This is a genomic window from Brevibacterium sp. CT2-23B (assembly GCF_013168765.1).
Classification (GTDB): domain Bacteria; phylum Actinomycetota; class Actinomycetes; order Actinomycetales; family Brevibacteriaceae; genus Brevibacterium; species Brevibacterium sediminis.
Genome location: NZ_JABBYK010000005.1, coordinates 226,831 through 252,442, shown reverse-complemented (window position 1 = coordinate 252,442; position 25,612 = coordinate 226,831). Strand labels below are relative to the sequence as shown.

The window sequence follows — 25,612 nt, the reverse complement described above, 5'->3', positions numbered from 1 at the left end:
CATGTCGACAGAAGTCACTGATGCCACGTTCGAAGAGAACGTACTGAAGTCCGACAAGCCCGTACTCGTCGATTTCTGGGCTCCTTGGTGCGGCCCCTGCCGTATGGTCAGCCCCATCGTCGACCAGATCGCCGAAGAGCACGGAGACAAGCTCAACGTGGTCAAGGTCAACACTGACGAGAATCTCGAGACCGCAAGCACCTATGGAATCACCTCGATTCCGGCGCTCTACGTCTTCAAGGACGGCGAAGTCGCCAAGACCATCATCGGCGCACGTCCGAAGCCCGCTCTCGAGGATGAGCTCTCCGACTTCATCTGATCGAGTTCTAAGGCGCCTGTTGTAGTATCAACGGGCGCCTTAGGCATTTCTGAGCGCCGCTGAACACTGACCCTCGAAACGCATCACCTACGATTGGCAACGCATTGACGAACACGAACTTACCGCGCTATTCGCGTGGCGACATTTCCGAGATGCTGCCCAATATCAAAGCTCAGATGGCACGTTTGGGGCTCCATGTCGGTGATACCGAGACCGCGGACTTCGATCGAGCCTTTGAGCTGGGTGTCCGCCAGTTCCAGCAGGATCGAGGGATCCTCTGCGACGGTGTGTTGGGTCCTGAGACGTTTTCTGCGCTGGAACAGGCCCGATATCAGTTGGGTGACCGTGTGCTCCGATTCGACCCCGTCAGGGTGCTGACAGGCGATGATGTCGTCGACCTCCAGACCAAACTCGCCGGCCTGGGGTTCTATCCAGGTCGTATCGATTCCGAGTACGCGTCTCTGACCGAGGCAGCGGTCAAGGAACTGCAGATGAGTTTGGGTACGAAGGTCGACGGTGTCACGGGACCACAGACTCTGCGCGGACTCAACGCGATCGACCGCAACCAGGACACCGGCAATCTCTTCGCGCTTCAGGAACGTGCACGTGTGGCAGCCTCGGGCACATCCCTCGTCGGCCGCACTTTTGTCATCGAGGCGGCAACTACAGTTGTAGATTTCCAAACGTTGCCGATGACTGACGAGCAATCTGCCCTCGAACGTCAGATCACTTCAGACATAGCAAGTCGCCTTGTCGGTCGTTTGGAAGCCATCGGAGCGGGGGCTCTTCTCCTCGAAGGCGATGCTGTCGAGGTCAATCGCGCAGATACACTCGGCGCATCTGCGGTCATCACCGTCACGGCAGATGTCAGCAAATCCAAGGATGCCAACGGACTGGCAACCTTCTACTTCGGTCATGAACGTCAGGCGGACCTCAACTCGCCCACGGGGCAGAAGCTGGCGGAGCTCATCCAAGGCGAATTGGTCGCACGGACCGGAATGCTGGACTGCCGCACGCATGCGCGCACGTGGTCATCACTCAAGCGACTGAAGACTCCGAAGGTGCATGTCGTCAGCGGTTACCTCACCAACCCTGACGATCTCGAGAATCTCAAGGACCCGCACGTCAGGGACGCGATCGCCGACGGCATAGCCGCTGCGCTCCAGCGCCTCTACATTCTTGAGGACAAAGATCCGCAGACCGGCACACTCAGTCTCGATGCCATCAAGGCGCTGAACTAGTCACCCAGCTTCAACATCGCTGCCTCCAGAGCCGTGCTTCTTGAATAGGAGCACGGCTCTTCTCGCCTCAGTCTTGGCCCTCTGGAGACAAAGCACAGACGACTAACCACAGAGAACAGGCGCTCTCTTCAAGCGCCGAAGACGGGTCGATGCAGCTCAGAGACAACACATACCACGGATAACGGTCGACCCCCTACCCCGACGCAGCGCGCGTACCGAACGCACCCGACCTCGCAGCATGGGCGGGCGAGCTAGGTTTCATGTGAAACGGCATACTAGGCAGGCATCAACCGACGCAGCGCCCCAGCCACAATGGACCTCCTTTGAAGAGCGAAGCCATCTGGACGACTGCCTGCGAATTCAAACTCTCGGCCGCGACCTCGTGTACCCTCGCAATGACCATACACACGAACTGAGTTGCTCTCACCCGACGACAAAAGAGGCTAATCCAGGTCCGCCGTTTCACGTGAAACCATACGAGCTCTCCGATGGCGCAACACCAATGACGACAATAACAACACCCACAAGCCCCGGCTGACACCACAGCATCCTGATGGCGTCGAACTAGCCCGCCCTTTTACTGCTCAAGCAATTGCGGTGGCAACGGCTCAAATCACGCCGCCAGCGACATCACTTCGAACGGGCGATTCGCTGGACCAGTCAGAAGAGGTAATCGACAGTACTCGCGTTCGGCACATCGAAATATCAGGTATCGGGGCGTTGAGAATCCCCGACCCTATACTCATTACATCCAGTACTAATAGGGCTGTTCGTTCAGCTCAAAGACGAGTGTTCAGTAGCAGCGCGTCTCTTATCAGTGCTCGGTTGTTTCACGTGAAACAATGAAGCGAAGAGGCGGTAGTTTCGACGATGACCCCCTGAGTTGGGGATATGACCTGTGCGCAGAACATGATCTAGTTCCCGCCTCAGCCCAGCAGACTGAAACAAACAGAAGTTCTATCCCACCCGCATACGCCTCAATACGCGGAGAACAGCTATCTTCGCGTCGAGCAGATGCGCGAACCAGACGTGCGACGGTATTCGCCAGCACGTGTTTCACGTGAAACGCACGCTACACCGGAAACTAGTCGTGAGCAGATCACCGGTAGGGAGTGATCATCTCGTAAACGCACCGATAGTCGACTGAGCACGCACGTGCCAAGTGGACTGAGGACGCACGAGCCATACGACGCCTTCCCACGCAACACAAAGCGAAACAACACCGGCGCTCGCATGATGCCAACTTTGGGAAATTACGACACACTCGACACCGGCAAAGAATGGGCAACCACAACGTTGTAACAATAATGCTGGTGCCGACTACTTCTTTCCGTGCACTTTGAGAGGCAGCTCGTTGCATCTTAATCGGTTGAAACGAAGTTCCACGTGAAACATCGCCATATATCCAATTCGTCACAAGACGAAGAGCACTGGTTCCGTGAAGATCGTTGAAAGTACAAGCCAAGTCACAGCCCCTGAGTTCAACGAATCCTCCCATTTGGTCTCATCTACTCCTGTGAATAGAAGCTACGTGGGCCCCCGAGGAAAGATGCCGTTGACGTATTTCAGTGCCTTGTGGAGCGGTGACCACCGGTGGTCAGCTATTGATTCGCCACTAAACCGCACGCGGCAACTGTAGAAGTGTTGGTCTGAACAAACGAGCCCGAAGACACGGTGCCATTTGATGAATGCCATTCGACTGACAGCTGTTTCACGTGAAACACCACTCGTACGTTGCCCTGGTGCTCTATACCCGCGAACACCTTGCTGGATCATATCCAACCCCCGTCGGATCCGTATTCCCGCTGATTCTCTATCCCGCGCAACCCGAATATGCCGCTACAGTGGCCCATACTCTGCCTGCTAACGGCACTCCAACAGCTGGAAAAGGAGCTGGCGGAAGCGGAAGGGGAACTTTGAATGCCTCTCAATGTTTCCGACATGGGTTCTCTCAAGAAGAGACATGCGTGGGCTGAGAATCCCACATCACCACTCGATTCACCGTCAGCCGATTGATGCGATCACGGCCCTAGCAGCGTTCCAGATCGCACTTCACCTACCTAGTCACCCGAGACTCCCGGACGCATCAAACATGGTTTCACGTGAAACAGAGATTCAGCCCGTGCGTCTTCGGGGAGTGACGAAGACGCTTGAGAACCAACATACCGCGTTTGAATCTAAGGAGGCTCAGTAGGGTCCAGATGTGGTTGTGGAAAGCCGCGCTGCCTGTTGCACGGCCAAAGCGCCGGTCTGTTTCACGTGAAACAAGACTTCAGGCAAGTTCCAAACGCAATGAAAACCACATCCCACGGTATCGGGCCACCTGCCGACACCAATGAGGATATCGATTCCTGGAGTCCACCTCTTGACAGCCGAACATGCTGGCTCAGCAGGGCACACATAGCAGCTGCAAGACCCACCCCTGTGGTCCTTCATACTAGACATCTTCTGAATGCATCTCGCCTGATTGCCAAAAGGAGGTCGAATTCAACCAACACCCGCGTTCAACGGGTGGAGAGTCGACGGCGAATCTACAGTTGCGTCGTTCCACGTGAAACGGTGATAACGCCATTGCACAAGCGAGAAAGTGGCTCGATACCGTCAATAGCGAAATGGTGGATACCGGCCCGTTGAATAGTTGCGACGGCCTGAACCAAGTCCCGCATAACAGAAATGGGCTTGGGGGCGAACGCCCAGAAGCCCATCTTCGCCTAGAGCAGGCCGTTCAGAGCGCGCCCTCGTTCGAGATACCCAAGAGACCGAGAATACGGTCGAGGTCCTCTTGGTTCGCGAACTCCACACTCAGCTTACCCTTGCGTTTGCCAACGGAGATGTTCACCTTGGTATCGAGTCGATCGCCCAAACGTTCAGCTACAGCAAGGAACTCAGGGGACACCTTCGTCGTTGCACGTGAAACATTGATGGAGTCGCCTCGGTTGAGCAGCACGACAGCTTCTTCCGATGCCCTGACGGACAGGCCCTCAGCAACGATCCGCTGCGCCAGCACTTCCATATGCTCCGGATCGCGCAGGCCGAGAATCGCTCGAGCGTGACCGGCCGAGATGACGCCGGCAGCGACCCGTCTCTGCACCAGAGGAGGAAGACGCAGCAGACGCAGGGTATTGGAGATCTGAGGACGAGAACGCCCGATGCGCTCGGAGAGTTCTTCCTGCGTACACCCGAAGTCCTCGAGCAGCTGGCCATAAGCCGCTGCCTCTTCAAGCGGATTGAGCTCTGCACGATGCAGGTTCTCCAAAAGCGCGTCACGGAGAAGGTCTGTATCTTCGACATACCGGATGATTGTCGGAATCGTCGACAGCCCAGCGTCCTTCGTCGCGCGAAGACGCCTCTCACCCATGATGAGCTCGAAGCGCGAGCGGTCGCTCGGCTTCTGCCTGACTACGACAGGCTGAAGGACACCGATCTCACGAATGCTGTGGACCAGTTCCGCCAGCAGATCTTCATCAAAGACCGTTCGCGGCTGCCTGGGGTTCGCATCGATGAGATCGACATCGATCTCACCGAATTCGGTATCCGGAATCGACTCGACGCCTTCGAAATCGTCGAGATCGCCCTCATCAGCGGTCTCCACGGTGTCGGAGTCACCCGACTGTTCGAGTGAAGCTGAACTGCTCTTCGGGTTGTCGGATTCGGAACCTGTCGAAGGTTCTGATTCCGAGGCCGCCGCTGGACGGCGCTCGTCTTGGGCCTCCATTGCCTCTGATTCGACTACATTCATAGTAGCAACGTCCTCGTCAACTCCGCTGAGTCCGGACTGGCCTTCTTCATCCGCCTCGTTGTCAGCATGGCTTCGCCCAGATGACGTGTATACGCCGGGATGCGTTTCTCGAACATCATCCTCGGCCGACGATGCCGATGCAGCCGCAGAAGTGGCCTCTGGGACCTGAGAGTCATTGACGAGGTCAGAACTCGTGTCAACAGCCTCATTGTCAGCCACTTGAACCGAAGTGGATTCACCAGACGAACTCGCCGCCGCAGTCTCGACATCGGCTGAGCCCGTTGCTGCATCAGAAACCGCATCGGGGGATGAGGTTTTCCGAGTCGTCTTCTTCGGCGCTGCAGACACCTTCTCTGGGCTTTCAACTGGGGATGCAGAGGTGGAACCCGACCGCGGCTGAGCAGAAGACCCAGCCTTCGACTTTGTCGACGTCGATTCGGCGGCAGCGGAAGTTTTGGAGGAACCGCTCCCGGTTGCCTTCGGAGCACTCGCCTTCGATGCGTTCGACTTCGCCGTCGATGCTTTCGTTCCCGTCGTCTTGGAGGCTGTCGTCTTCGTCCCTGTCGACTTAGACGTAGTCGACTTAGTGGCGGTCGACTTCGAACCCGCGGGCTTGGAACCAGAGTTCTTGGACGACGTGGACGACGCAGCCTTGGCCGTTCCCGATTTCGCCGACCCGGCCTTCGCCGACCCGGCCTTCGAAGATGCTGTCTTCGAGGCAGCCGCCTCAGTCTCAGTATCTGCCCCGGAAGTCGTGGACGGCGATCGAGTCGTCCCGGATGTCTTCGGCTTGCGTCGTCGGGACGACTGCATCGACGCCGCTGGGTCCGTGCGCGCAGTGCGTGACGTCTTCGTCTCGCTCTCGCGTTTGCCGTCTTCCGAGTTCCCGCCGGAGAAGAAGACATCGACCGGACGATCATTGGAGTTCGCGTCGGGAATCAATGCTCCGAGCCCGCGTCCCAGGCCCCTCTTTTTGCGTTCAGCCACGACTTACTCCTCGATTCGCAATTTCTTCGGCGGCTTCCCGATAGGACAGGGCACCGCTGGAATGTGGGTCATATGAGATCACGGTCTGGCCATAGCTCGGTGCTTCGGAGATCCTCACCGAACGCGGAATGGCAGTACCGAGGACCTGCTCCGGGAAGTGAGTGCGCACATCCTCAGCGACCTGAGCACTGAGGTTCGTCCGTCCGTCATACATCGTCAGCAGAATCGTCGTGATCGCCAATTCGGGATTGAGGTGCTTCTGGATGAGCTGGATGTTCTTCAGCAGCTGGCTGAGGCCCTCGAGTGCGTAGTATTCACACTGGATCGGGATGAGGACCTCGCGAGCGGCCACGAAAGCGTTCACCGTCAGCAGACCGAGGCTGGGCGGGCAGTCGATGATGATGTAGTCGACGCGGTCTCCCGCTGCTTCCTCCTCCTTGAGGTAGATGCCCAAGGCACGCTGCAGTCGCTGTTCACGTGCGACGAGAGACACGAGTTCGATCTCCGCGCCGGCGAGATCGATGGTGGCCGGTACGCATTTGAGAGTGCCGAAGTCCGGACACTGCGCCACCGCCTCGCGCATGGGAACGTCATCGATGAGGACGTCATAGATGCTCGTGACCTCGGAATAGTGGTCGATGCCCAGGGCGGTGCTCGCGTTTCCCTGCGGATCGATGTCGATGAGCAGCACATTGAGCCCCTGATTGGCCAGGGCCGCTGCGATGTTCACCGCCGTCGTGGTCTTTCCGACGCCACCCTTCTGGTTCGCGATCGTGAAGATACGGGTCGAGTCCGGCCGTGGAAAGGTTGTCTGCGACAGTCGATCCGCTCGCCGGTTGTCCCGTGCAATCGCGGCACCAATGGGAGACGACTCATCCATGATCGGCATAGGGCGCACTCCATCATCCATCGGTTTCACAAGGCTCTCATCCAGCCTAGACCAACTCTACTTCGTACTATTTCTTGACGATCTCGACGACACGACTCGGGACCTCGAGGATGCCGCCGCCATCAACGACGTGGATCTGAGGTTGGGACAGTCGATACCGCTTGATCAGTTTCTTCGCTTTGACCAGCTCGCCTTCAACGGAAGCTCCTTTGAGGGCGAGGATCCGGCCCCCGGGGCTGATCACCTCGCGGGTCCATTCGATGAGAGTCGTCATCGCCTTGACAGCGCGTGCGGTGACGACCGTGAACATCTCCTCGTCGACGAGTTCCTCGACGCGTGCTCGCACGATTCGCACATTCTTCAGGCCCAGATCGTCGACGACCATGGTCAGCCATTCGACGCGGCGTTCCATCGGCTCGATGAGGACGATCTTCGCCTCGGGGCGCATCAGTGCGATCGGAATACCTGGCAATCCGGCACCGCTGCCGACATCACCGACGACATCATCATCATTGATGTGTTCGGCAACCACAGCGCAGTTGAGAATATGCCGGGTCCACAGTCGATCGACCTCGCGCGGTCCGATGAGACCCCACTCGATTCCGGTCGTGGCCAGGTGCTCGGCATACCGCTGCGCGGCAGGGTAAGCCGTACCGAAGTACTCTTCAGTGCCAGCCGGAGGCGTCTCGATCTCCGCTGTCGTCGACTCGGTCGAGAGCTCTGCCTCGGTCGAAAGCTCGGGGTCGTTCTCGGGCTGATCAGTCATCGGCGAGCCGGATGACGACGTGACGACCGTCGCCCTCACCCTCGGACTCCGAGACCAGGCCGGCACGAGCTGCTTGGTCATGGATGATCTTGCGCTCGAAGCTGTTCATCGGCTTGAACGCGAACTCCTCGCCGCCGTCCTTGACTTCGGCGATCGCGCGCTTGGCCTTCTTGATCAGCTCTTCGCGACGGCTGTTGCGGAAACCGTCGATATCGAGCATCAGCCACGAGCGCTGACCGGTCTGGGTCTGCACCGCCAGACGACTGAGTTCCTGCAGCGCACCGAGGGTGCGGCCCTCGCGGCCGACCAGGGTGCTCAGGTTAGAGTCCTCGTCGTCCTCGCAGACGATGGACAGCTGCGCACGGCCGTCGGCGACGTCGATATCGATATCGCCGTCGATGTCGGCCAGATCCATCAGCTCTTCGAGGTAGTCCGCGGCGATCTCGCCCTCTTCTTCGAGGAGTTCGGCACGGCTCGGCTTCGGCGAGGTCTCCTCCGGAGTCTCTTCCGGTGTCTGTTCGGAGGTCTCGTCGATCTTCTCTTCGGTCATGTCTGTCCTCAGCGCTTCTTGTTCTTCTTACGGTTCTTACTCACGGGCTGCTGCCGCTGGCCGCTCTTCTTCGGGGCCTCCTCAGTGACGGTCGATCCCTTCAGCTCATCCTGCTTCAGAGTCTTGCCCTTGCGAGCCTTGCGCTCAAGCATCTCCTTCTCGGCCTTCGAGCCAGGAGCGGGCATGTTGCGGATGACCATGTGCTGCTGGGCCATCGTCCAGGTGTTCGAGACCAGCCAGTAGATGAGGACACCGAGCGGGAAGTAGATGCCGCCGATGCCGAAGACGAGAGGCATCACGTAGAGCAGCATCTTCTGCGACTGCATCATCGGGTTGGCCATCGCCGACTCCGACATGTTCTTCGCCATCATCTGCTTCTGGGTGATGAACATGGTGGCGGCCATGACGACGATGAGCACACCGGTCAGCAGCTTGACTGCGAATCCCGGGCTTGTGAATGTCTCGGAGAGGTGGATGCCGAAGATCGAGGAGTTCTCGGCCTGGATCGCCAACTGCTGTGTGAAACCGCCGATGGCTCCGATGTCACCGGAGGCGACCTTCGGCATGTTGTGGATGACGCGGAAGAGCGAGAAGAAGATCGGCATCTGCACGAGCAGCGGCAGACATGATGCCCACGGGCTCGTCTTGTTGTCACGGAACAGCGCCATCTGCTCTTCGGCCATGGCCTGGCGGGAGTACTGGTCCTTCTTGCCCTTGTACTTCGCCTGCAGGCGCTGGATCTCCGGCTGCAGCAGCTGCATCTTGCGCTGCGACTTGATCTGGTAGACGAAGAGAGGGATGAGGAGAGCACGGATGACCACGGTCAGTCCGGCGATCGAAAGCACCCAGGTCCAACCGCTGTCGGCCGGGAGACCGATTGCGGTGAAGATCTCGTGGAAGATCGCGAGGATCCAAGCAACTACCCACTGCAGCGGGTAGAGCAGCTTGTCCATCCAGTCCATTCAGTTCTCCTCGTTACACCGATTCTTGCGCGAAGTTCATTTTGCCATTGTTCACAGGTCTGCGCGACACGACGTGTGCCCCAAGGCAGTCCGCTTCTTCACGCTCGTGCGCGGACTGCAAGTTCAATATATTCAGGTGTGTGCCTGACCGCGGTGGATGGTCTTCGACCTGGCCTCCCGCGCCGAGCCCGGCACATGGTCGACACCTCCGTGCGACCACGGATTGCACCGCAGTATGCGCCACCCAGTTAACACCACGCCCTTGAGAACTCCGTGTATCTCGAACGCCTCGAGACCGTACATGGAGCAGCTGGGATAGTAGCGACACACTTGGCCGTAGAGAGGTGAGATCACGATCCGATAGGCGCGGATGAACCAGACGAACGGCATCCTCGGTCCGATCAGGACGATCCAGCCGAGTGTCGGCCAGAAACCTGCCGGCCGGCGGGGCACCTCGGAGACATGCTTCAGATCATGCTCGGCGTCCACGACGTTCCAGCTTCTTCTCTGCCTTGACCAGCAGCTCGTCGACCTCGGCGGATAGAACGCTGAAGTCGGCCCGTCCGGCATGCGGCAGTGCCCGGATGACGAACAGATCTCCTGCTCTCAGCTCTCCGAGTCGCGCACGCATGATCTCGCGCAGGCGGCGTTTGGTGCGGTTGCGCACCACGGCATTTCCGACGGCCTTGGATACGATGAAACCCACGCGTGCAGCGTGGGTATCATCGGTGTCTCTCAGGCTGTGCGCCATGAGATGCTCTGTGCGCACCCGGACCCCGGCTCTGAAGATTCGTCTGAAGTCTTCGCCGCTGCGGATCCGATGTGCCGCTTCAAGCATGCTCAGGCCGAAATGTCGGAACGTCCCTTGCGACGACGTGCAGCCAGGATCGAGCGGCCCGCGCGGGTGCGCATACGCAGACGGAAGCCGTGCTTCTTGGCGCGCTTACGGTTATTGGGCTGGAATGTACGCTTGCTCACTTCAGTCTCCGATTTCTAGGTTGCGGGTGAACGCCGGTGCGTTCTCACAAAAAACGGCGGTGCGAGTCTCGACCGCCGAGCACTCCTGTGCATAAGAGCCAAAAGATAATCAGGATAATCGGATGAAGCCCGGTACACAGGACACTCCATCTTAGCGAGGCGGAATCGGACCGGTCAAACGGGATCTGCATGTTTCACGTCACGCTCGCCCGAAATTCATCGCCGTTCGCGTTTCCGTCACCAACCCTCGTCCACAAGTCACACCCATGTAGTTTTCCACAAGCTTATCCACGAATGTGGAGATTCACTGGGCTGAGTCGGCACTGATCCACATTCTGTGGAAAACTATGTGGAAGTCATGCACAGGTGTGGATCACGCCAGAACGAGTTTTTTTGAAAGCTGAGGAAATGTGACGGTGTCGAATTCCAAGAATGAGCTCTTCAGCCGCTGGCACACGGTGGTCTCAAACCTGGAAAAGGACCCGGGCCTCTCGTCGCACCAGAAGGGTTTCCTCTCCCTCGCCGTGCCGAAGGCCCTCGTCGACAATGCCCTCATCCTTCTCGCCGTGCGCGAAGAACACACCCGCCGCACCATCGAGACTCGACTGCTCGGCCCCCTGACCAGGGAGTTCTCCAAGGTCCTCGGGTTCGAAGTGACGTTCGGATTCGTCGTCGATCCCGAACTCGACGTGCCGATCCGCTTCGAAGAACTCATCGGAGAGCCGACACCGGGAACTCAGGTTCCCATCGATCCGGCCACCTCCACCTCGGCGACGGAATCGCCGGAACCCATCCCCACCGAGGCGGCCGAACCGCTCCGGCCGGCCCCCGTCGATCATTCGACCCCCGATTCCGCCCAGCCGAACCAGGGCCAGCCGGCCGCACAGACCTCGGATACTAAGTTGCCGCAGGCGCAGGCATCGGCACCGCCGGCATCGCAGACGCCCGCCTCGCAGCCGCAGGCTCCCGACGATTCCGGGATGACCGACCGTGAGATGAAGATCGCCGAGGCGACCGCCGCCCCGATGGGCCCGCCCGTCGATGCTCCCGGCGTCGCTCAGCTCAATCCGAAGTACACCTTCGACACATTCGTCATCGGCGCTTCCAACAGGTTCGCCCATGCAGCGGCCTTCGCTGTCGCCGAGGCACCGGCCAAGGCCTACAATCCTCTGTTCATCTATGGGGACTCGGGATTGGGCAAGACCCATCTGCTCCATGCGATCGGCTACTACGCGACTCAGCTGTTCCCGGAGATCCGAGTGAAGTACGTCTCCAGCGAAGAGTTCGTCAACGACTTCATCAATACGATCGGCTCATCGAAGACCTCGAATGCTCTGCGTCCGGCATTCCAGCGCCGCTACCGTGAGGTCGACATCCTCATGATCGACGACATCCAGTTCCTGCAGGGCAAGGATGCGACCGTCGAAGAGTTCTTCCATACGTTCAACGCTCTGCACAATGAGGCGAAACAGGTCGTCATCACCTCCGATCAGCCGCCGAAGATGCTCAAGGGCTTCGAAGAGCGGTTGCGCTCCCGATTCGAATGGGGTCTGCTCACGGACGTGCAGCCGCCGGATATGGAGACTCGGTTCGCGATTCTGCGCCGCAAGGCCGCAGCCGAGCAGCTCGATGTTCCCGACGATGTCCTCGAATACATCGCCTCCCGTGTGTCCTCGAACATCCGCGAACTCGAAGGCGCTCTCATCCGGGTCACGGCATTCGCCAACCTCAACGATCAGCAGATCGACGTCTCCTTGGCCGAGACCGTCCTCAAGGACTTCATCACCCCCGATGACACCCCTGCGGTCACGGCCGCGGACATCATGGGCCAGACCGCTGCCTACTTCAGCCTCACCCTCGATGACCTGTGCGGAACCTCCCGGTCCAGGACTCTGACGACGGCCAGACAGATCGCTATGTATCTGTGCCGTGAGCTCACCGATCTCTCCCTGCCGAAGATCGGACAGGCGTTCGGTGGACGCGATCACACCACCGTGATGCACGCGAACAAGAAGATTCGAACTCAGATGGCCGAACGACGGGCCGTCTACACCCAGGTCACCGAACTCACAAACCGCATTAAACAACAGCACCGCCTATAGAAGACGTCATACACATCTGTGGATAACCCTGGGGACAATTGCTCACAGCTTGGGGACAGAACGGTGGACAGAACTGCTCCACGGGTGGAAAGATGTGAACTACATGCTTGTGTTTACCCAAGCGCCCACCGACGCCTCGGTCACGGTGCACATGGCATCCACAAGCCCATAATGGCTCAGAACCCTTGATTACTCTGGGGTAAGCGGCACTTGTCCACAGTGTCCACATGTGCTGATACTTCTACCAAGTGAATTCAACTCTTAAGAGGGCGACCGCCACCGACTGCTGCGGTGGATGAGCTTCGAGCTCACAAGCTCGAGGTCGAGAGAGTCATGGACCTGCAGAATATTCGAACACAGGGTCTCGGCTGATTCTCGAATGCGAGATTCGCTCGCTGAGCACCCCTGGCATCCCTTTTCGGCCGGCACTCCTGAGGTGGGCACAAATCGGATAGGCTGTGTAAAGTTTTCCGAGCAGTATCGAGCCTGTGACTCGCAACCCGGAATCTCGTGCCAGATGCCCAGTGCAGGTCGGGTGGCCACCCCGAAGGAGTAAAGTGAACGCGGAAGCATCCCCCTTGAAGTTCAAAGTCAATCGCGACGTTCTCGCTGACGCTGTTGCCTGGGCGACCAAGACTCTGCCCAACCGTCCTTCCGCTCCGGTCCTCACCGGTATTCTCATCACCGCCGAAGCCGGCGGCACAGTGCGTCTGGCCGTCTTCGACTACGAAGTCTCATCCCGCGTCGAGATCGTTGCCGACGTCGCCTCCGCAGGAACGGTCCTCGTCTCCGGACGTCTGCTCGCCGACATCTCCAAGGCTCTGCCGAACCAAGAGGTCACCCTCGAACAGATCGATGCGAAGGTCGACGTGACCTGCGGATCCTCGCGCTTCTCACTCATGACGATGCCTGTGGCCGAATACCCCGCGCTGCCGCAGATCCCCGACGACTCGGGCACCGTTTCGGCCGGTGAGTTCCAGAACGCCGTCTCACAGGTCACGATCGCGACCTCGAAGGACGACACCCTGCCGATCCTCACCAGCGTGAGAGTCGAGATCGAGGGCGAGAAGGTCACGATGCTCGCCACCGACCGCTATCGTCTGGCCGTTCGCGAGTTCACCTGGAACCCGGGACGCCCCGACGTCTCGGCCGTGGCTCTGCTGCGCGGACGCACGCTCTCCGATGTCTCGAAGTCCCTCGGCGGCGATGTCACGATCGGCCTGAGCACCGATGCTGGCAAGGACCTCATCTCCTTCACCTCGGCGGGTCGAGTCACCACCTCGCTGCTCATCGAGGGCGAGTATCCGAAGGTCCGGTCGCTGTTCCCGGATTCGGTTCCGATCCATGCCATCGTCGAGACAGCCGTGCTGCGCGAAGCCGTTCGCCGCGTCTCACTCGTGGCAGAACGCAACACCCCGCTGCGCTTCGAGGTCACCGACGGCATGCTCACCCTCCACGCCGGCACCGGTGACGACGCTCAGGCCTCTGAAGCCGTCGAAGCCACCCTCCAGGGCGACGAGATCACCGTCGGCTTCAACCCGCACTACATCGCCGAAGGTCTCGCCGCTGTCGAGAGCCCGTACGTGAACTTCTCCTTCACGCAGCCGATGAAGCCGGTCATCATCTCCGGGCAGAAGGAACTCGACGGTCCTGCCGACGAGTCCTATCGCTATCTGCTCATGCCCACGCGCATCTGAATGTGGATATCCCGACTCTCCCTGCGTGACTATCGGTCGTATCCGGAACTCGACCTCGAGTTCTCACCCGGAGTCACCACATTCGTGGCCGACAATGGGACCGGGAAGACCAATATCGTCGAGGCGATCGGGTACCTCGCTCATCAGCGCTCCCATCGGGTGGCCTTCGACGCTCCGCTCGTCCTCGAGGGGCGCCCGGCCGCAACGGTGTCCGCACTGGTCAACCGGGATCAGCGGCATGCCACCGTCGAGGTGACTATCCAGGCCAAAGGTGCCAACCGGGCCCGGGTCAACCGCAATGCGGTGAAGCTCAAGGACATCCTCGGCCTCGTCTCCTGCGTCGTCTTCGCTCCCGAGGATCTCAGTCTGGTCCGCGGTGAACCGGCCGAACGCCGGTCGTGGATCGACACGCTCGTCGTGGCGCGCAATCCACGTTTCGCCTCGATCATCACGGACTTCGAACGGGCACTCAAACAGCGCAATGCTCTGCTCAAACGGCTCCGCGAGGACCGCGATCCCGGCCTCGAGGCGACACTCGACATCTGGAACATGGCCTATGCGGACTCAGCTGCCGAACTCGTCTTCGGGCGACAGCGGATCCTCGCCGATATCGTCGAACCGCTGCAGACGAACTTCGCCTATATCGCAGCCGATGCCCGGCTGGAACGGCAAGGCGCCCACATCGCCTACGATTCGCGCATCGACTACTCGCAGGCAGCATCCGCTGCCGACTGCAAGGAGCTGCTGCTGGCGGCCCTCGATCGTCGCCGCACGACTGAGATCGAGCGCGGACTGACCCTGCACGGACCCGGTCGCGATGATCTGTCCCTGATGATCGGAACCCATCCGGCGAAGGGCTACGCCTCTCACGGAGAGACCTGGTCGCTGGCGCTGGCCATGCAGCTGGCAGGTTGGGACCTGCTCTCCGCCGATGCCGGAAGCGCCGCTGAACAGCCGATCCTCGTCCTCGATGACGTCTTCGCCGAACTCGACACCGGTCGGCGTCAGCGTCTGGCGTCCAGAGTGACATCGGCTGAACAGGTCTTCATCACCGCGGCCGTCGACTCCGATCTGCCCGATGGCCTCGAAGGAATCCGGATCGACCAGTCCCGACTTCTGCAGAGCGGCGCATCATGAGCGGCATCGACCGGGACTACTCCACTCCCGTCGCCGCGCTCGAAGCCCTCGACCGAGTCCGACGGATGGAGGTGACCGAAGCGAAGTTCGTCCGCAGCCGTCGCCGTTCCCGCCTGCGCGGCGAAGCCGTCTACTCGGGGTCGGGTCGAGACGGCCGTGACCCGAAGACCGTGTCATCAGTGCTCGGGTCGCTCATCACGGACCGCGGCTGGTCGTCCTCACTCGACATCGGCAAGGTGCTCGGCCGGTGGCCCGACCTCGTCGGACCCCAGGTGGCCCAGCACGCGACGCCCGTCGACTTCTCTCCTCCCCTGCTCGTCATCGCCGCAGACTCGACGACCTGGGCGACCCAGCTGCGGGTGCTCAAACCGACGATCCTGCGCAGACTCGAGGAAGGGCTGGGTTCGGCGACGATCACCGAGATCGAGATCAAGGGGCCACAGGGACGCAGCTTCAAACGCGGTCGACGATCGGTGGCCGGCCGCGGACCCCGGGACACATTCGGGTGAAGTGGGCAGCCGCCTCGGCGAAATTCCGGGAAGAATCCCTGTATTTCTGAGAAGAACACAGAGGGCCTTAAACGGCCATAGCCGCTACCTCACCTGTCCGGGGGTACATCTGCGGCACGAAAATTCGGGAAATATGCCTTCACAGGCCGCTTACGGGCATTTCAGCGTGCGGCGCGGTAGAATGGGGAGCTGATAGCGACCATCCGAACAAGGAGTCATATGACGACCGAGGATCAGCCTCATTATGATGCCGGCGACATCACTGTTCTCGAGGGTCTCGAGGCAGTCCGGAAACGGCCCGGCATGTACATCGGTTCGACCTCGGAACGTGGTCTCCACCACCTCGTTCAGGAGATCGTCGACAACTCGGTCGACGAGGCGATGGCCGGCTACTGCGATCATATCGAGGTCACCATCCTCGCCGACGGAGGCGTCCGTGTCGCCGATGACGGCCGTGGAATGCCGGTGGCGATGCACCCGACGGAAGGCAAGCCGACCGTCGAGGTGATCCTCACGATCCTCCACGCCGGCGGTAAGTTCGGCGGCGGCGGATACGCCGTGGCAGGCGGTCTCCACGGTGTGGGTTCGACCGTCGTCAACGCATTGTCCGAACGACTCGAGGTCGAGGTCAGGCGCGACGGCTACGTGTGGACGATGGACTTCGACCGTGGTGTGCCCAACGGCGAACTGCAGCGCGGCGAAACCACCGATGAGACGGGCACGACCGTGACCTTCTGGCCGGACGGCTCGATCTTCGAGACCACGGACTTCTCCTACGAGTACCTCCGTGCGCGCTTCCAGCAGATGGCCTTCCTCAACAAGGGCCTGAAGATCAGCCTCACCGATGAGCGCCACAACGAAGTCGATGACGGCGATGTCCAGATCGACGAGGACGAGGCGACCGAGTGGAAGCCGCGCACCGTCACCTACGAGTACGCGAACGGTCTGCTCGACTATGTCGAGTACCTCAACTCGACGAAGAAGGCCGATCTCGTCCACCCTGATGTCATCGTCTTCGAAGCCGAAGAGGGCGAACAGACTCTCGCGCTCGAGATCGCGATGCAGTGGACGACGTCGTACAACGAGTCCGTCCACACCTACGCCAACGTCATCAACACCCATGAGGGCGGCACCCACGAGGAGGGCTTCCGCACGGCTCTGACCTCGCTGGTCAATGCGTATGCGAAGGACCAGAAGCTGCTGCGCGACAAGGACCCGAACCTCACCGGCGATGACATCCGCGAGGGTCTCACGGCCGTCATCTCCGTCAAGCTCGGCGATCCCCAGTTCGAGGGGCAGACGAAGACGAAGCTCGGCAACTCCGAGGTCAAGGGCTTCGTCCAGCGCGTGGTCCGCGACGAACTCGGACACTGGTTCGAGTCGAACCCGGCCCAGGCCAAGGACGTTGTGCGCAAGGCGCTGCAGGCCTCCCAGGCCCGCTTGGCCGCTCGCAAGGCTCGTGAGGCCACTCGCCGCAAGGGACTGCTCGAGTCTTCGGGTATGCCCGGCAAGCTCAAGGACTGCCAGTCGAAGGACCCGTCGATCTCTGAAGTCTTCATCGTCGAGGGTGACTCGGCCGGCGGCTCGGCGACTCAGGGCCGCAATCCGAACACTCAGGCTATCCTGCCGCTGCGCGGAAAGATCCTCAACGTCGAAAAGGCTCGACTCGACCGTGCGCTGGGCAACAACGAGGTCCAGGCGATGATCACGGCCTTCGGCACCGGCATCGGTGAGGAGTTCGATCTCGAGAAGCTGCGCTATCACAAGATCGTCCTCATGGCCGACGCCGATGTCGACGGTCAGCACATCACGACCCTGCTGCTGACGCTGATCTTCCGGTACATGAAGCCGCTCATCGAGCACGGCTACGTCTACCTCGCCACCCCGCCGCTCTATCGCATCAAGTGGTCGAACGCCCCGCACCAGTTCGCCTACACCGACAAGGAACGCGACGGACTGCTCGAGACCGGGCGGGCCGCCGGCAAGCGACTGCCCAAGGATCTCGCGATCCAGCGCTACAAGGGTCTGGGCGAGATGAACTACGAGGAGCTGTGGGAGACGACGATGGATCCCGACCACCGGCTGCTCAAGCAGGTGTCGCTCGACGATGCGATCGTTGCCGACGAGATCTTCACCGTCCTCATGGGCGATGACGTGGATTCGCGTCGCCGCTTCATCCAGGAGAACGCGAAGGACGTCCGCTTCCTCGATATCTGATCGTCCGTCCTCACCGGGGCAGCCGCCTCGGTGAGGGTGGGAGACCGGATGCACCGCCCCCATTCTTTGCACGCACCAATCGCCGCCGCACACGGCTGAGATCCAGCCGGACACGGTTCGAACACAAGGGAAGAGCCCACATTGGCCGACGAGAACGATATCGGAACAGAAATCAACCGGATCGAACAGGTTGATCTCAACCTCGAGATGCAGAGGTCGTACCTCGATTACGCGATGAGCGTGATCGTCGGACGTGCCCTGCCCGACGTCCGTGACGGACTCAAGCCCGTCCACCGCCGCGTGCTCTACGCGATGTTCGACGGCGGGTATCGCCCCGACCGCAACTTCTCCAAGTGCTCGCGCGTCGTCGGCGACGTGATGGGCCAGTACCATCCGCACGGTGACACGGCGATCTACGATGCCATGGTCCGCCTCGTGCAGCCGTGGACGATGCGCTACCCGCTCGTGGCCGGTCAGGGCAACTTCGGCTCCCCGGGCGACGACGGAGCGGCCGCACCGCGTTATACCGAGTGCAAGATGGCGCCTCTGGCCATGGAGATGGTCCGGGACATCGAAGAAGGCACCGTCGACTTCCAGGACAACTACGACGGCCGCAACCAGGAACCCATGGTCCTGCCCTCCAGGTTCCCGAACCTGCTGGTCAACGGCTCGGCAGGCATCGCCGTGGGTATGGCCACGAACATTCCTCCCCACAACCTGCGTGAGGTCGCCCAGGGCGCACAGTGGCTGCTGTCCCACCCGGAGGCGAGCAAGGAAGAGGCGCTCGAGGCCCTCCTCGGCATCGTCAAGGGACCCGACTTCCCGATGGGCGCGACGGTCCTCGGTCGCAAGGGCATCGAGGACACCTACCGCACCGGTCGCGGATCGATCACCCAGCGCGCCGTCGTCGAGGTCGAAGAGATCCAGGGCCGGACCTGCCTCGTCGTCACTCAGTTGCCGTACATGGTCAACCCGGACACCCTGGCTGCGAAGATCGCCTCCTACGTCAAGGACGGCAAGGTCGCCGGCATCGCCGACCTGCGCGACGAGTCCTCGGGCCGCACCGGTCAGCGCCTGGTCATCGTGCTCAAGCGCGATGCCGTGGCCAAGGTCGTGCTCAACAACCTGTACAAGCACACGTCGCTGCAGGAGAACTTCTCCGCGAACATGCTGGCCCTCGTCGACAGCGTGCCGCGCACGCTGAGCATCGACTCCTTCCTGCGTCTGTGGGTCAAGCACCAGATCGAAGTGATCGTCCGTCGCACGCAGTTCCGTCTGCGCAAGGCCGAAGAACGCGCGCATATCCTGCGCGGCTACCTCAAGGCCCTCGACGCCCTCGACGAGGTCATCGCCCTGATCCGCCGCTCCCCGTCCTCGGACGAGGCGCGGAGCGGACTGATGGAGCTGCTCGAGGTCGACGAACTCCAGGCCAATGCGATCCTCGACCTGCAGCTGCGCCGACTGGCCGCACTGGAGCGACTGAAGATCCAGGAAGAGGCCGAGAAGATCGAGCAGCAGATCGCCGAGTACAACCACATCCTGGCAACCCCGGCTCGCCAGCGTGAGATCGTGTCCGAGGAACTCGACGAGATCGTCGAGCGCTACGGTGACGATCGCCGGACGAAGATCCTCGCCGGATTCGACGGTGATGTGTCCATGGAGGACCTCATCCCCGAGGAAGAGGTCGTCGTCACGATCACCCGCGGCGGTTACGCGAAGCGGACCCAGACTCACCTCTACCGGGCCCAGCACCGTGGCGGCAAGGGCATCAAGGGCGCGGCACTGCGCGGCGACGACGTCGTCGAACAGTTCTTCGTCACCTCGACCCACAACTGGCTGCTGTTCTTCACGAACACCGGTCGCGTGTACCGGGCGAAGGCCTATGAGCTGCCCGAAGGCTCACGGGACGCCAAGGGCCAACACGTAGCGAACCTGCTCGCCCTCCAACCAGGTGAGACGATCGCACAGGTGCTGTCGATCCGGGACTACGAAGTAGCCGACTTCCTCATCCTCGCCACTCGTTCCGGTGTGGTGAAGAAGACCCGCCTGAGCGAGTACGACTCGAACCGCACCGGCGGTGTCATCGCCATAAACCTGCGCGAATACAAGGGTCAGCCCGATGAGCTGGTCTCGGCCCGCATCGTCGGTGCTGAGGATCACCTGCTGCTGATCTCGCGCAAGGGCATGTCGATCCGCTTCGCCGCCGATGACGAGTCGATCCGTCCCCTGGGCCGAGTCACCGGTGGCGTCACAGGTATGAAGTTCAAGGACGACGACGAGCTGCTCACGATGGACGTCGTTCGGCCGGACACCTACGTCTTCGTCGTCACGGAAGCCGGGTTCGCCAAGCGCACCCCGGTCGACGAGTACCGTCTGCAGGGGCGCGGCGGTCTGGGAATCCGGGTTGCGAAGATCACCGAACAGCGCGGAGACTTGGTAGGCGGACTCATCGTCGAAGACGGTGAGGAGGTCCTCGTGGTCATGGAGCGCGGTAAGATCGTTCGGTCGAGCATCGATGAAGTTCCGGCGAAGGGACGCAACACCATGGGTGTGGTGTTCGCGAAACCGGATAAGAAAGATCGTATTATCGCAGTGACCCGTGGGCCCGAAGCCGAGGTCGAAGACGAGATCGAAAGCGAAGACGATGCCGAAGTCCCGGAAGGTGAGGTCGCAGAGCCTCAGACCGGCAACGAGGATGTGGAAGAGTGAGCGATAGCAAACAGCCAGGCTCAGGCAAGATCATACGCACGTCGAGCGGCTCGACCCGTCTGACGGCCGGATCGTCGAAGTCGGACGACAAGTCGGCTGCGGCAAGCGGTTCAGGCTCGAACTCCGGGTCGGGAACCGGCGCGAAACAGGGATCCGGCCCCGGTCGCGGCTCTTCGGGACCGAACAGCCAGAACGCCACCGTCGTCGCACCTCCCGCTCCGAAGGCCTCGCCGAAGCCCAACCGGGCACCCTCGGCGGGCTCGACGCCGTCGGCACACACCGGATCTCAGGGATCGGGTGCTCAGACCGGTTCGCAGGGATCCGGCGCACCGACTTCCGGTTCACAGGGATCGGGCTCCCAGGGATCGGGCGGCGGCAACCGCGGCGCCACCTCGGTGATGGGAAATGCCGCGAACACCGTCCGCGCGAGCTCCGGCAGCGTGAAGATGGGTGTGAAGAACATGGTCGACAGCGGGAAGGGCAAGAAGAAAAAGGGCCCCCGCACCGTCCGCCTCACCGTCTCCGCGGTCGACCCGTGGTCGGTCATGAAGATGTCGTTCCTCATGTCCGTGGCGATCGGCATCGCCACGATCGTCGCCTTCATCGTCCTGTGGGTCGTGCTGCAGGCGACCGGTGTGATGAGCGGCCTCGAATCGACGATGAGCGAGCTCGCCGGCGCAGAGTCGGCCGAGCGGATCGTCGGCATCTTCGGCTTCGGCCGAGTCGTCGCGGCCGGCTTCATCATCGCGGTCATCAACATCGTGCTGATGACGGCGCTGTCGACGCTTGCGGCCTTCATCTACAACATCGGCTCCCTCATCGCCGGCGGATTCAGCCTCACCCTCACCGACGACTAATTGCTACCTGACGGCGGCCCAGCAACCTCGCGCGAGGTTGCTGGGCCGCCGTCAGGTAGTTCTGGGAGGGTGTGAGAGGGGTCACTGGGCGTCGATTTGTGTTTAGCTGCGGTCGATGGGTATTGTTTTACTTCGGGTTCACCCGATGAGGGCCTATAGCTCAGGCGGTTAGAGCGCTTCGCTGATAACGAAGAGGTCCCTGGTTCAAGTCCAGGTAGGCCCACGTCCTGTCACAACAGGATTTCCTTTCGAGGAGGATCATGAGAAGATGGATTCTCAGCGGTCTCACGTTAGTGGGACTGGGAGTGTTCTTCGGGTGGCGGCACCAGAACCAGAGTGCCCAAGCCGAATGGTCCGAACACACCGACTCGGTGTGAGGGTGTGAACCCGTTTCGGGGGTATGGCGCAATTGGTAGCGCATCTGCTTTGCAAGCAGAGGGTTAGGGGTTCGAGTCCCCTTACCTCCACTCGAGTAGTTTTGAGACAGCACTCGTAGAACGAAGGCTCCGAACCAATGTGGTTCGGAGCCTTCGTCATTGCGAAAACCTATCAGGCGCGCCAGTAGCCCAAGTAGCCGTCGATGAGGCCGTCATAGGTGTGCAGGCTGCGGTCGCCGTTGAAGTTCTGGTGCCACACCTGGCCTTCGTAGTAGATGCCGATGTGACCGTAGGCTGTGGTGTTGTCGCCGTCTCCCCAGACGAGGATGTCGCCGTTCTTGAACTTCTGGTCGGTGTGCCAGGTGAAGCCGTTCGCCTTCATCTTGTCACCGCCGGAGCCGCCTGCCTGATAGTCGACGGCGTTGCCCCACGCTCCGTGGTCGACGCCGTGGACCTCTTCGAGGGCCCGGGAGATGAGGCTGACGCATTCTCCCTGGTAGCCGCCCTGCGAGTTCGCCAGCGACTGGCCCTTGTAGTGCTTGAGGAAGTCTCCGATGTTCGAGAACTTCTTCTCCGCCTCCGGGCTCGCCGAGGCGGTGCCGGAGTCCGCAGCCGAGTTCTCGGCTGCGGCGGAGGCGGCTCCCGCGGAAGCGGCGGGCGGTGCCGCCGGCTGGGCGGCGGAGGCGATCGAACTGGAGCCGAGCACGGCGGCTCCGGCGATCATCGCAGCTGTCATGGTCTTCGTGGTGACGTTCTTCAGAGTCATTCTCATCCGTTCGTTCCGCTTGACTGTGTGACTGGTAGTGACTTTCCAGGAGACGATCCGCCTCGGTGACGGGTCGTCTCCTCTGCCGACGTTAACAGCGCTTAAGTGAACATCCGATACGTCGAATCGAAGAGAGTGTGAACTCCGCCGCGACATCGATGCCGGCCGCCTCCGTCTACAGTGTTTCCATGAGACCTCTGCTGAGCCCGATTTCACCGCGGTGGATGGCGGCCGCGGTCGCCATCGGCATTGCGGTGGCAATGGGCGGCTGTTCAGCGAACGCTTCGCCGCCATCGACGATGCCGACCTCAGGAGCTCCCTCGCTGCCGACGTCAGGAACCTTCGACTACCAGCTCGGCGGATCCTATGACTCGCTGCCGGATTCGCGGGGCCGCATCGATATCGTCGTCCGCGACGCGAGTGCCGCGCCGCTGACCGGGGCCTACTCCGTCTGCTACGTCAACGGCTTCCAGACCCAACCTGACGAAGCTGCGGACTGGCGCGACCACGCTGACCTGCTGCTCCACGATGCCGTCGGTGACCTGGTCGTCGACCCGGATTGGCCTGACGAACACATCCTCGACCCCTCGACCGCAGACCGACGATCCCAGATCCTCGATGTCATCGGACCCGTCATCGACGGCTGCGCCGAATCCGGATTCGACGCCGTGGAGATCGACAATCTCGACACGGCCGACCGATTCCCCGACATCGACCGAACCGGTGCCCTGGAACTCGCGGCCGCGTATGTCGACCGTGCCCACGCCCATGGTCTGTCGGTCGCACAGAAGAACGCCGCCGAGCTCGCCGACACCGCGCATTCTCAGCTCGGCTTCGACTTCGCCGTGGCCGAGGAATGCGCCGCCTTCGACGAATGCACTGCGTACACCGAGATCTACGGCGATCGTGTCCTCGCCATCGAATATCCCGACACCCTCGCCGAGGCGGGGCTGGACTTCGCCGCCGCCTGCACCGTCCCGGATCGTCCGCCGCTGATGATCCTGCGCGACCGCGATCTCGTCGCCGCAGGCGATCATGGGTACCGATACGACACCTGCTGAGGAGACCGAGCGAGCAGTGACGAAGATCGCCGCGATTTCGGGTTCTCCCCACTGTCGGAGGTATTCGGGAATACGTTAGTCTGAGATGCTGTTGACACTTTCGTCTGCGCGTCGATTCGGCATCTGCGTGCGACCTCCGCCCACATCCCGGGCCCCTCAGACACATCCGAACGGAGCACCGTCTTGTCCAGCGACAGCTCACCCGCACACGCGCAGACACAGCATAACGACACCATCGACCCCGCCGGTATGAAGGTCATCTGGCTGCTGTTGGTGGCTGCCTTCGTGGCCATTCTCAATGAGACGACGATGGCCATCGCCATTCCCGAACTCAACAAGGCCCTCGACATCCCTCCGGAGCTCGGCCAGTGGCTGACCAGCGCTTTCATGCTCACCATGGCCGTCGTCATTCCGACGACCGGTTTCCTCCTGCAGCGTTTCACCACCCGCCAGATCTTCCTGGCCGCGATGATCCTGTTCTCTGCGGGCACGCTCATCTGCCTCGTTTCGCAGGGCTTCCTGCTGCTCCTCATCGGACGGATCGTCCAAGCCGCAGGAACCGGCATCATGATGCCCCTGCTGATGACCACGATGATGAACGTGGTCCCGGCGCATTCGCGCGGTCGGATGATGGGTCGAGTCGGCCTTGTCATCTCGCTGGCCCCGGCCATCGGACCGACGATGTCGGGCATCGTCCTCGATTCGCTGGGCTGGCGCTGGCTCTTCGGCATCATCCTGCCCATCGCGCTCATCGCACTGGCACTCGGCGCGAAGTGGATGACCAACCTCGGCGAGTCGACGCACGCCCCGATCGATGTCATCTCCATCGTTCTGTCCGTCTTCGCCTTCGGCGGCATCGTCTATGGCCTCAGCCAGTTCGGCGGAGGCCACGGCGGTGAGGCGGGCGGCGGATCGACGAGCACCCTGGCCTGGGCGACGATCGGCGGCGGAGTCGTCTTCCTCGCGCTCTTCGTGTGGCGTCAGCTCGTCCTGCAGAAGGGCGATCGCGCCCTACTCGACCTGCGTGTGTTCAATTCGCGGAACTACGTCTTCTCGGTCATCATCATGGCCGTCGTCGCCCTGTCCATGTTCGGCACGTTCTCCCTGCTGCCGCTGTACCTGCAGAGCGTCGTCGGACTCGGTGCCACCCAGTCCGGTCTCGTACTTCTGCCCGGTTCGGTGATCATGGGTCTGCTCGGACCGGTGATGGGTCGGATCTACGACGCCCGCGGACCGAAGACGCTCCTCGTGCCCGGCACGATCATGATCGCGTCCTCGATGTTCGCGTATTCGACGGCCGGCGTGGGAACGCCGATCTGGCTGCTCATCATCGTCCAGATCGTCATGTCATTGGGCCTGGCCGCATCGTTCACCCCGCTGTTCTCCGCCTCGCTGGGATCGCTGGAGCGCCACCTGTACTCCCATGGTTCGGCAGCGCTCAACACCCTGCAGCAGGTCGCGGGAGCTGCCGGCACCGCGCTGCTCATCTCGATCTACTCCGCGGCCCTGCACTCGGGTCAGGCGGAGGGCAAGTCCGTCCCCGAGGCGGGTGCCCCCGGCGGTCACGCCGCGTTCCTGTTGGCGACGGTCATCGCGATCGTCCCGATCGTCCTCGCGTTCTTCATCCGCAAGCCGGAGGACCAGGAAGAGTACCCCGCCGAGGTGGTCGAACCGACCGAGGCCAGCCCCGCCGAATGACGGTCGGCCCCGCCGAATAAAGGTCGGCCCATGACAGCGGCCGACTGAGGC

20 protein-coding genes and 2 tRNA genes are annotated in these 25,612 nt (G+C 61.3%); 13 read left to right on the top strand and 9 right to left on the bottom strand.

Annotated features, from left to right (window positions below; genetic code table 11):
• Position 1: 1 nt before the first annotated feature.
• Together trxA and HIM68_RS14100 are read left to right on the top strand one after the other, a co-directional pair.
• Positions 2-319 (top strand): thioredoxin, encoded by a 318-nt coding sequence (gene trxA, locus HIM68_RS14105; protein ID WP_039211718.1) that lies wholly within the window; start codon positions 2-4, stop codon positions 317-319.
• A 152-nt stretch (positions 320-471) separates the two neighbouring features.
• Positions 472-1,560, top strand: coding sequence for an N-acetylmuramoyl-L-alanine amidase (locus HIM68_RS14100; RefSeq protein WP_229664217.1), 1,089 nt, complete (start codon positions 472-474; stop codon positions 1,558-1,560).
• A 2,725-nt stretch (positions 1,561-4,285) separates the two neighbouring features.
• On the opposite strand, the gene HIM68_RS19055 is transcribed toward HIM68_RS14100, so the two are convergent.
• From HIM68_RS19055 to rpmH, 8 genes are all read right to left on the bottom strand, one after another.
• Entirely contained in the window at positions 4,286-5,647 is a 1,362-nt protein-coding gene (locus HIM68_RS19055; RefSeq protein WP_367647542.1) for a ParB/RepB/Spo0J family partition protein, read from the bottom strand.
• A gap of 631 nt (positions 5,648-6,278) precedes the next feature.
• Complete coding sequence (locus HIM68_RS14090) at positions 6,279-7,175, bottom strand: ParA family protein (RefSeq protein ID WP_253903970.1); 897 nt, start codon at positions 7,173-7,175, stop codon at positions 6,279-6,281.
• A 67-nt stretch (positions 7,176-7,242) separates the two neighbouring features.
• Positions 7,243-7,941: a 16S rRNA (guanine(527)-N(7))-methyltransferase RsmG gene (gene rsmG / locus HIM68_RS14085; protein WP_139467601.1), complete on the bottom strand. Its 699-nt coding sequence runs from the start codon at positions 7,939-7,941 to the stop codon at positions 7,243-7,245.
• On the bottom strand, positions 7,934-8,491 hold the full coding sequence (locus tag HIM68_RS14080; protein WP_172173164.1) for a R3H domain-containing nucleic acid-binding protein: 558 nt from the start codon (positions 8,489-8,491) through the stop codon (positions 7,934-7,936). The genes rsmG and HIM68_RS14080 overlap by 8 nt, the downstream gene beginning before the upstream one ends.
• 8 nt (positions 8,492-8,499) lie before the next feature.
• Positions 8,500-9,453, bottom strand: coding sequence for a membrane protein insertase YidC (yidC, locus tag HIM68_RS14075; RefSeq protein WP_172173161.1), 954 nt, complete (start codon positions 9,451-9,453; stop codon positions 8,500-8,502).
• Between the two features lie 132 nt (positions 9,454-9,585).
• Positions 9,586-9,942, bottom strand: coding sequence for a membrane protein insertion efficiency factor YidD (yidD, locus tag HIM68_RS18845; protein WP_248283866.1), 357 nt, complete (start codon positions 9,940-9,942; stop codon positions 9,586-9,588).
• Positions 9,926-10,291, bottom strand: a complete 366-nt coding sequence (rnpA, locus tag HIM68_RS14065) for a ribonuclease P protein component (protein ID WP_172173155.1) — start codon at positions 10,289-10,291, stop codon at positions 9,926-9,928. Before rnpA ends, yidD begins: the two co-directional genes overlap by 17 nt.
• Positions 10,292-10,293: 2 nt before the next feature.
• Positions 10,294-10,431, bottom strand: coding sequence for a 50S ribosomal protein L34 (gene rpmH, locus HIM68_RS14060; RefSeq protein WP_039211706.1), 138 nt, complete (start codon positions 10,429-10,431; stop codon positions 10,294-10,296).
• A 416-nt stretch (positions 10,432-10,847) separates the two neighbouring features.
• Here rpmH and dnaA point away from each other — a divergent pair, with 416 nt between their 5' ends.
• The 9 genes from dnaA to HIM68_RS14015 all read left to right on the top strand — a co-directional run bounded on the left by dnaA (position 10,848) and on the right by HIM68_RS14015 (position 22,126).
• Positions 10,848-12,533, top strand: a complete 1,686-nt coding sequence (gene dnaA, locus HIM68_RS14055; protein WP_172173152.1) for a chromosomal replication initiator protein DnaA — start codon at positions 10,848-10,850, stop codon at positions 12,531-12,533.
• 557 nt (positions 12,534-13,090) lie between these two features.
• Positions 13,091-14,230: a DNA polymerase III subunit beta gene (dnaN, locus tag HIM68_RS14050; RefSeq protein ID WP_172173149.1), complete on the top strand. Its 1,140-nt coding sequence runs from the start codon at positions 13,091-13,093 to the stop codon at positions 14,228-14,230.
• Positions 14,231-15,367, top strand: coding sequence for a DNA replication/repair protein RecF (recF, locus tag HIM68_RS14045; RefSeq protein ID WP_172173137.1), 1,137 nt, complete (start codon positions 14,231-14,233; stop codon positions 15,365-15,367).
• Complete coding sequence (locus tag HIM68_RS14040) at positions 15,364-15,876, top strand: DUF721 domain-containing protein (RefSeq protein WP_101546518.1); 513 nt, start codon at positions 15,364-15,366, stop codon at positions 15,874-15,876. The genes recF and HIM68_RS14040 overlap by 4 nt, the downstream gene beginning before the upstream one ends.
• A 219-nt stretch (positions 15,877-16,095) precedes the next feature.
• Positions 16,096-18,093 carry a DNA topoisomerase (ATP-hydrolyzing) subunit B gene (gene gyrB / locus HIM68_RS14035; RefSeq protein WP_172173135.1) on the top strand — a complete coding sequence of 666 codons (1,998 nt, stop codon included), beginning with the start codon at positions 16,096-16,098 and terminating at the stop codon, positions 18,091-18,093.
• Between the two features lie 141 nt (positions 18,094-18,234).
• Positions 18,235-20,802 carry a DNA gyrase subunit A gene (gene gyrA / locus HIM68_RS14030; RefSeq protein WP_139467609.1) on the top strand — a complete coding sequence of 856 codons (2,568 nt, stop codon included), beginning with the start codon at positions 18,235-18,237 and terminating at the stop codon, positions 20,800-20,802.
• Positions 20,799-21,659 (top strand): DUF3566 domain-containing protein, encoded by an 861-nt coding sequence (locus HIM68_RS19370; protein ID WP_229664213.1) that lies wholly within the window; start codon positions 20,799-20,801, stop codon positions 21,657-21,659. Before gyrA ends, HIM68_RS19370 begins: the two co-directional genes overlap by 4 nt.
• A gap of 149 nt (positions 21,660-21,808) precedes the next feature.
• A tRNA-Ile gene (locus HIM68_RS14020) sits at positions 21,809-21,882 on the top strand.
• A gap of 171 nt (positions 21,883-22,053) precedes the next feature.
• Positions 22,054-22,126 (top strand) — tRNA-Ala (locus HIM68_RS14015).
• An 82-nt stretch (positions 22,127-22,208) separates the two neighbouring features.
• On the opposite strand, the gene HIM68_RS14010 is transcribed toward HIM68_RS14015, so the two are convergent.
• On the bottom strand, positions 22,209-22,802 hold the full coding sequence (locus HIM68_RS14010) for a CHAP domain-containing protein (RefSeq protein ID WP_172173133.1): 594 nt from the start codon (positions 22,800-22,802) through the stop codon (positions 22,209-22,211).
• A 188-nt stretch (positions 22,803-22,990) separates the two neighbouring features.
• On the opposite strand from HIM68_RS14010, the gene HIM68_RS14005 reads away from it, so the two are divergent.
• Both HIM68_RS14005 and HIM68_RS14000 read left to right on the top strand, forming a co-directional pair.
• The gene (locus tag HIM68_RS14005) at positions 22,991-23,863 is read left to right on the top strand and encodes an endo alpha-1,4 polygalactosaminidase (protein WP_216657147.1); all 873 of its coding nucleotides are present in this window, start codon (positions 22,991-22,993) and stop codon (positions 23,861-23,863) included.
• A gap of 249 nt (positions 23,864-24,112) precedes the next feature.
• Positions 24,113-25,561, top strand: a complete 1,449-nt coding sequence (locus HIM68_RS14000) for an MDR family MFS transporter (RefSeq protein ID WP_172173512.1) — start codon at positions 24,113-24,115, stop codon at positions 25,559-25,561.
• Positions 25,562-25,612: the final 51 nt, after the last annotated feature.

What these genes read in the sequence shown, in the direction of transcription:
- gyrB (WP_172173135.1), top strand. Translation starts at nt 16,096, where the DNA reads ATGACGACCGAGGATCAGCCTCATTATGATGCCGGCGACATCACTGTT.
- trxA (WP_039211718.1), top strand. Translation starts at nt 2, where the DNA reads ATGTCGACAGAAGTCACTGATGCCACGTTCGAAGAGAACGTACTGAAG.
- HIM68_RS14100 (WP_229664217.1), top strand. Translation starts at nt 472, where the DNA reads ATGCTGCCCAATATCAAAGCTCAGATGGCACGTTTGGGGCTCCATGTC.
- rnpA (WP_172173155.1), bottom strand. Translation starts at nt 10,291, where the DNA reads ATGCTTGAAGCGGCACATCGGATCCGCAGCGGCGAAGACTTCAGACGA.
- HIM68_RS14010 (WP_172173133.1), bottom strand. Translation starts at nt 22,802, where the DNA reads ATGACTCTGAAGAACGTCACCACGAAGACCATGACAGCTGCGATGATC.
- HIM68_RS14005 (WP_216657147.1), top strand. Translation starts at nt 22,991, where the DNA reads ATGAGACCTCTGCTGAGCCCGATTTCACCGCGGTGGATGGCGGCCGCG.
- HIM68_RS14080 (WP_172173164.1), bottom strand. Translation starts at nt 8,491, where the DNA reads ATGACCGAAGAGAAGATCGACGAGACCTCCGAACAGACACCGGAAGAG.
- yidC (WP_172173161.1), bottom strand. Translation starts at nt 9,453, where the DNA reads ATGGACTGGATGGACAAGCTGCTCTACCCGCTGCAGTGGGTAGTTGCT.
- HIM68_RS14090 (WP_253903970.1), bottom strand. Translation starts at nt 7,175, where the DNA reads ATGCCGATCATGGATGAGTCGTCTCCCATTGGTGCCGCGATTGCACGG.
- rsmG (WP_139467601.1), bottom strand. Translation starts at nt 7,941, where the DNA reads ATGACTGATCAGCCCGAGAACGACCCCGAGCTTTCGACCGAGGCAGAG.
- recF (WP_172173137.1), top strand. Translation starts at nt 14,231, where the DNA reads ATGTGGATATCCCGACTCTCCCTGCGTGACTATCGGTCGTATCCGGAA.
- HIM68_RS14000 (WP_172173512.1), top strand. Translation starts at nt 24,113, where the DNA reads ATGAAGGTCATCTGGCTGCTGTTGGTGGCTGCCTTCGTGGCCATTCTC.
- HIM68_RS14040 (WP_101546518.1), top strand. Translation starts at nt 15,364, where the DNA reads ATGAGCGGCATCGACCGGGACTACTCCACTCCCGTCGCCGCGCTCGAA.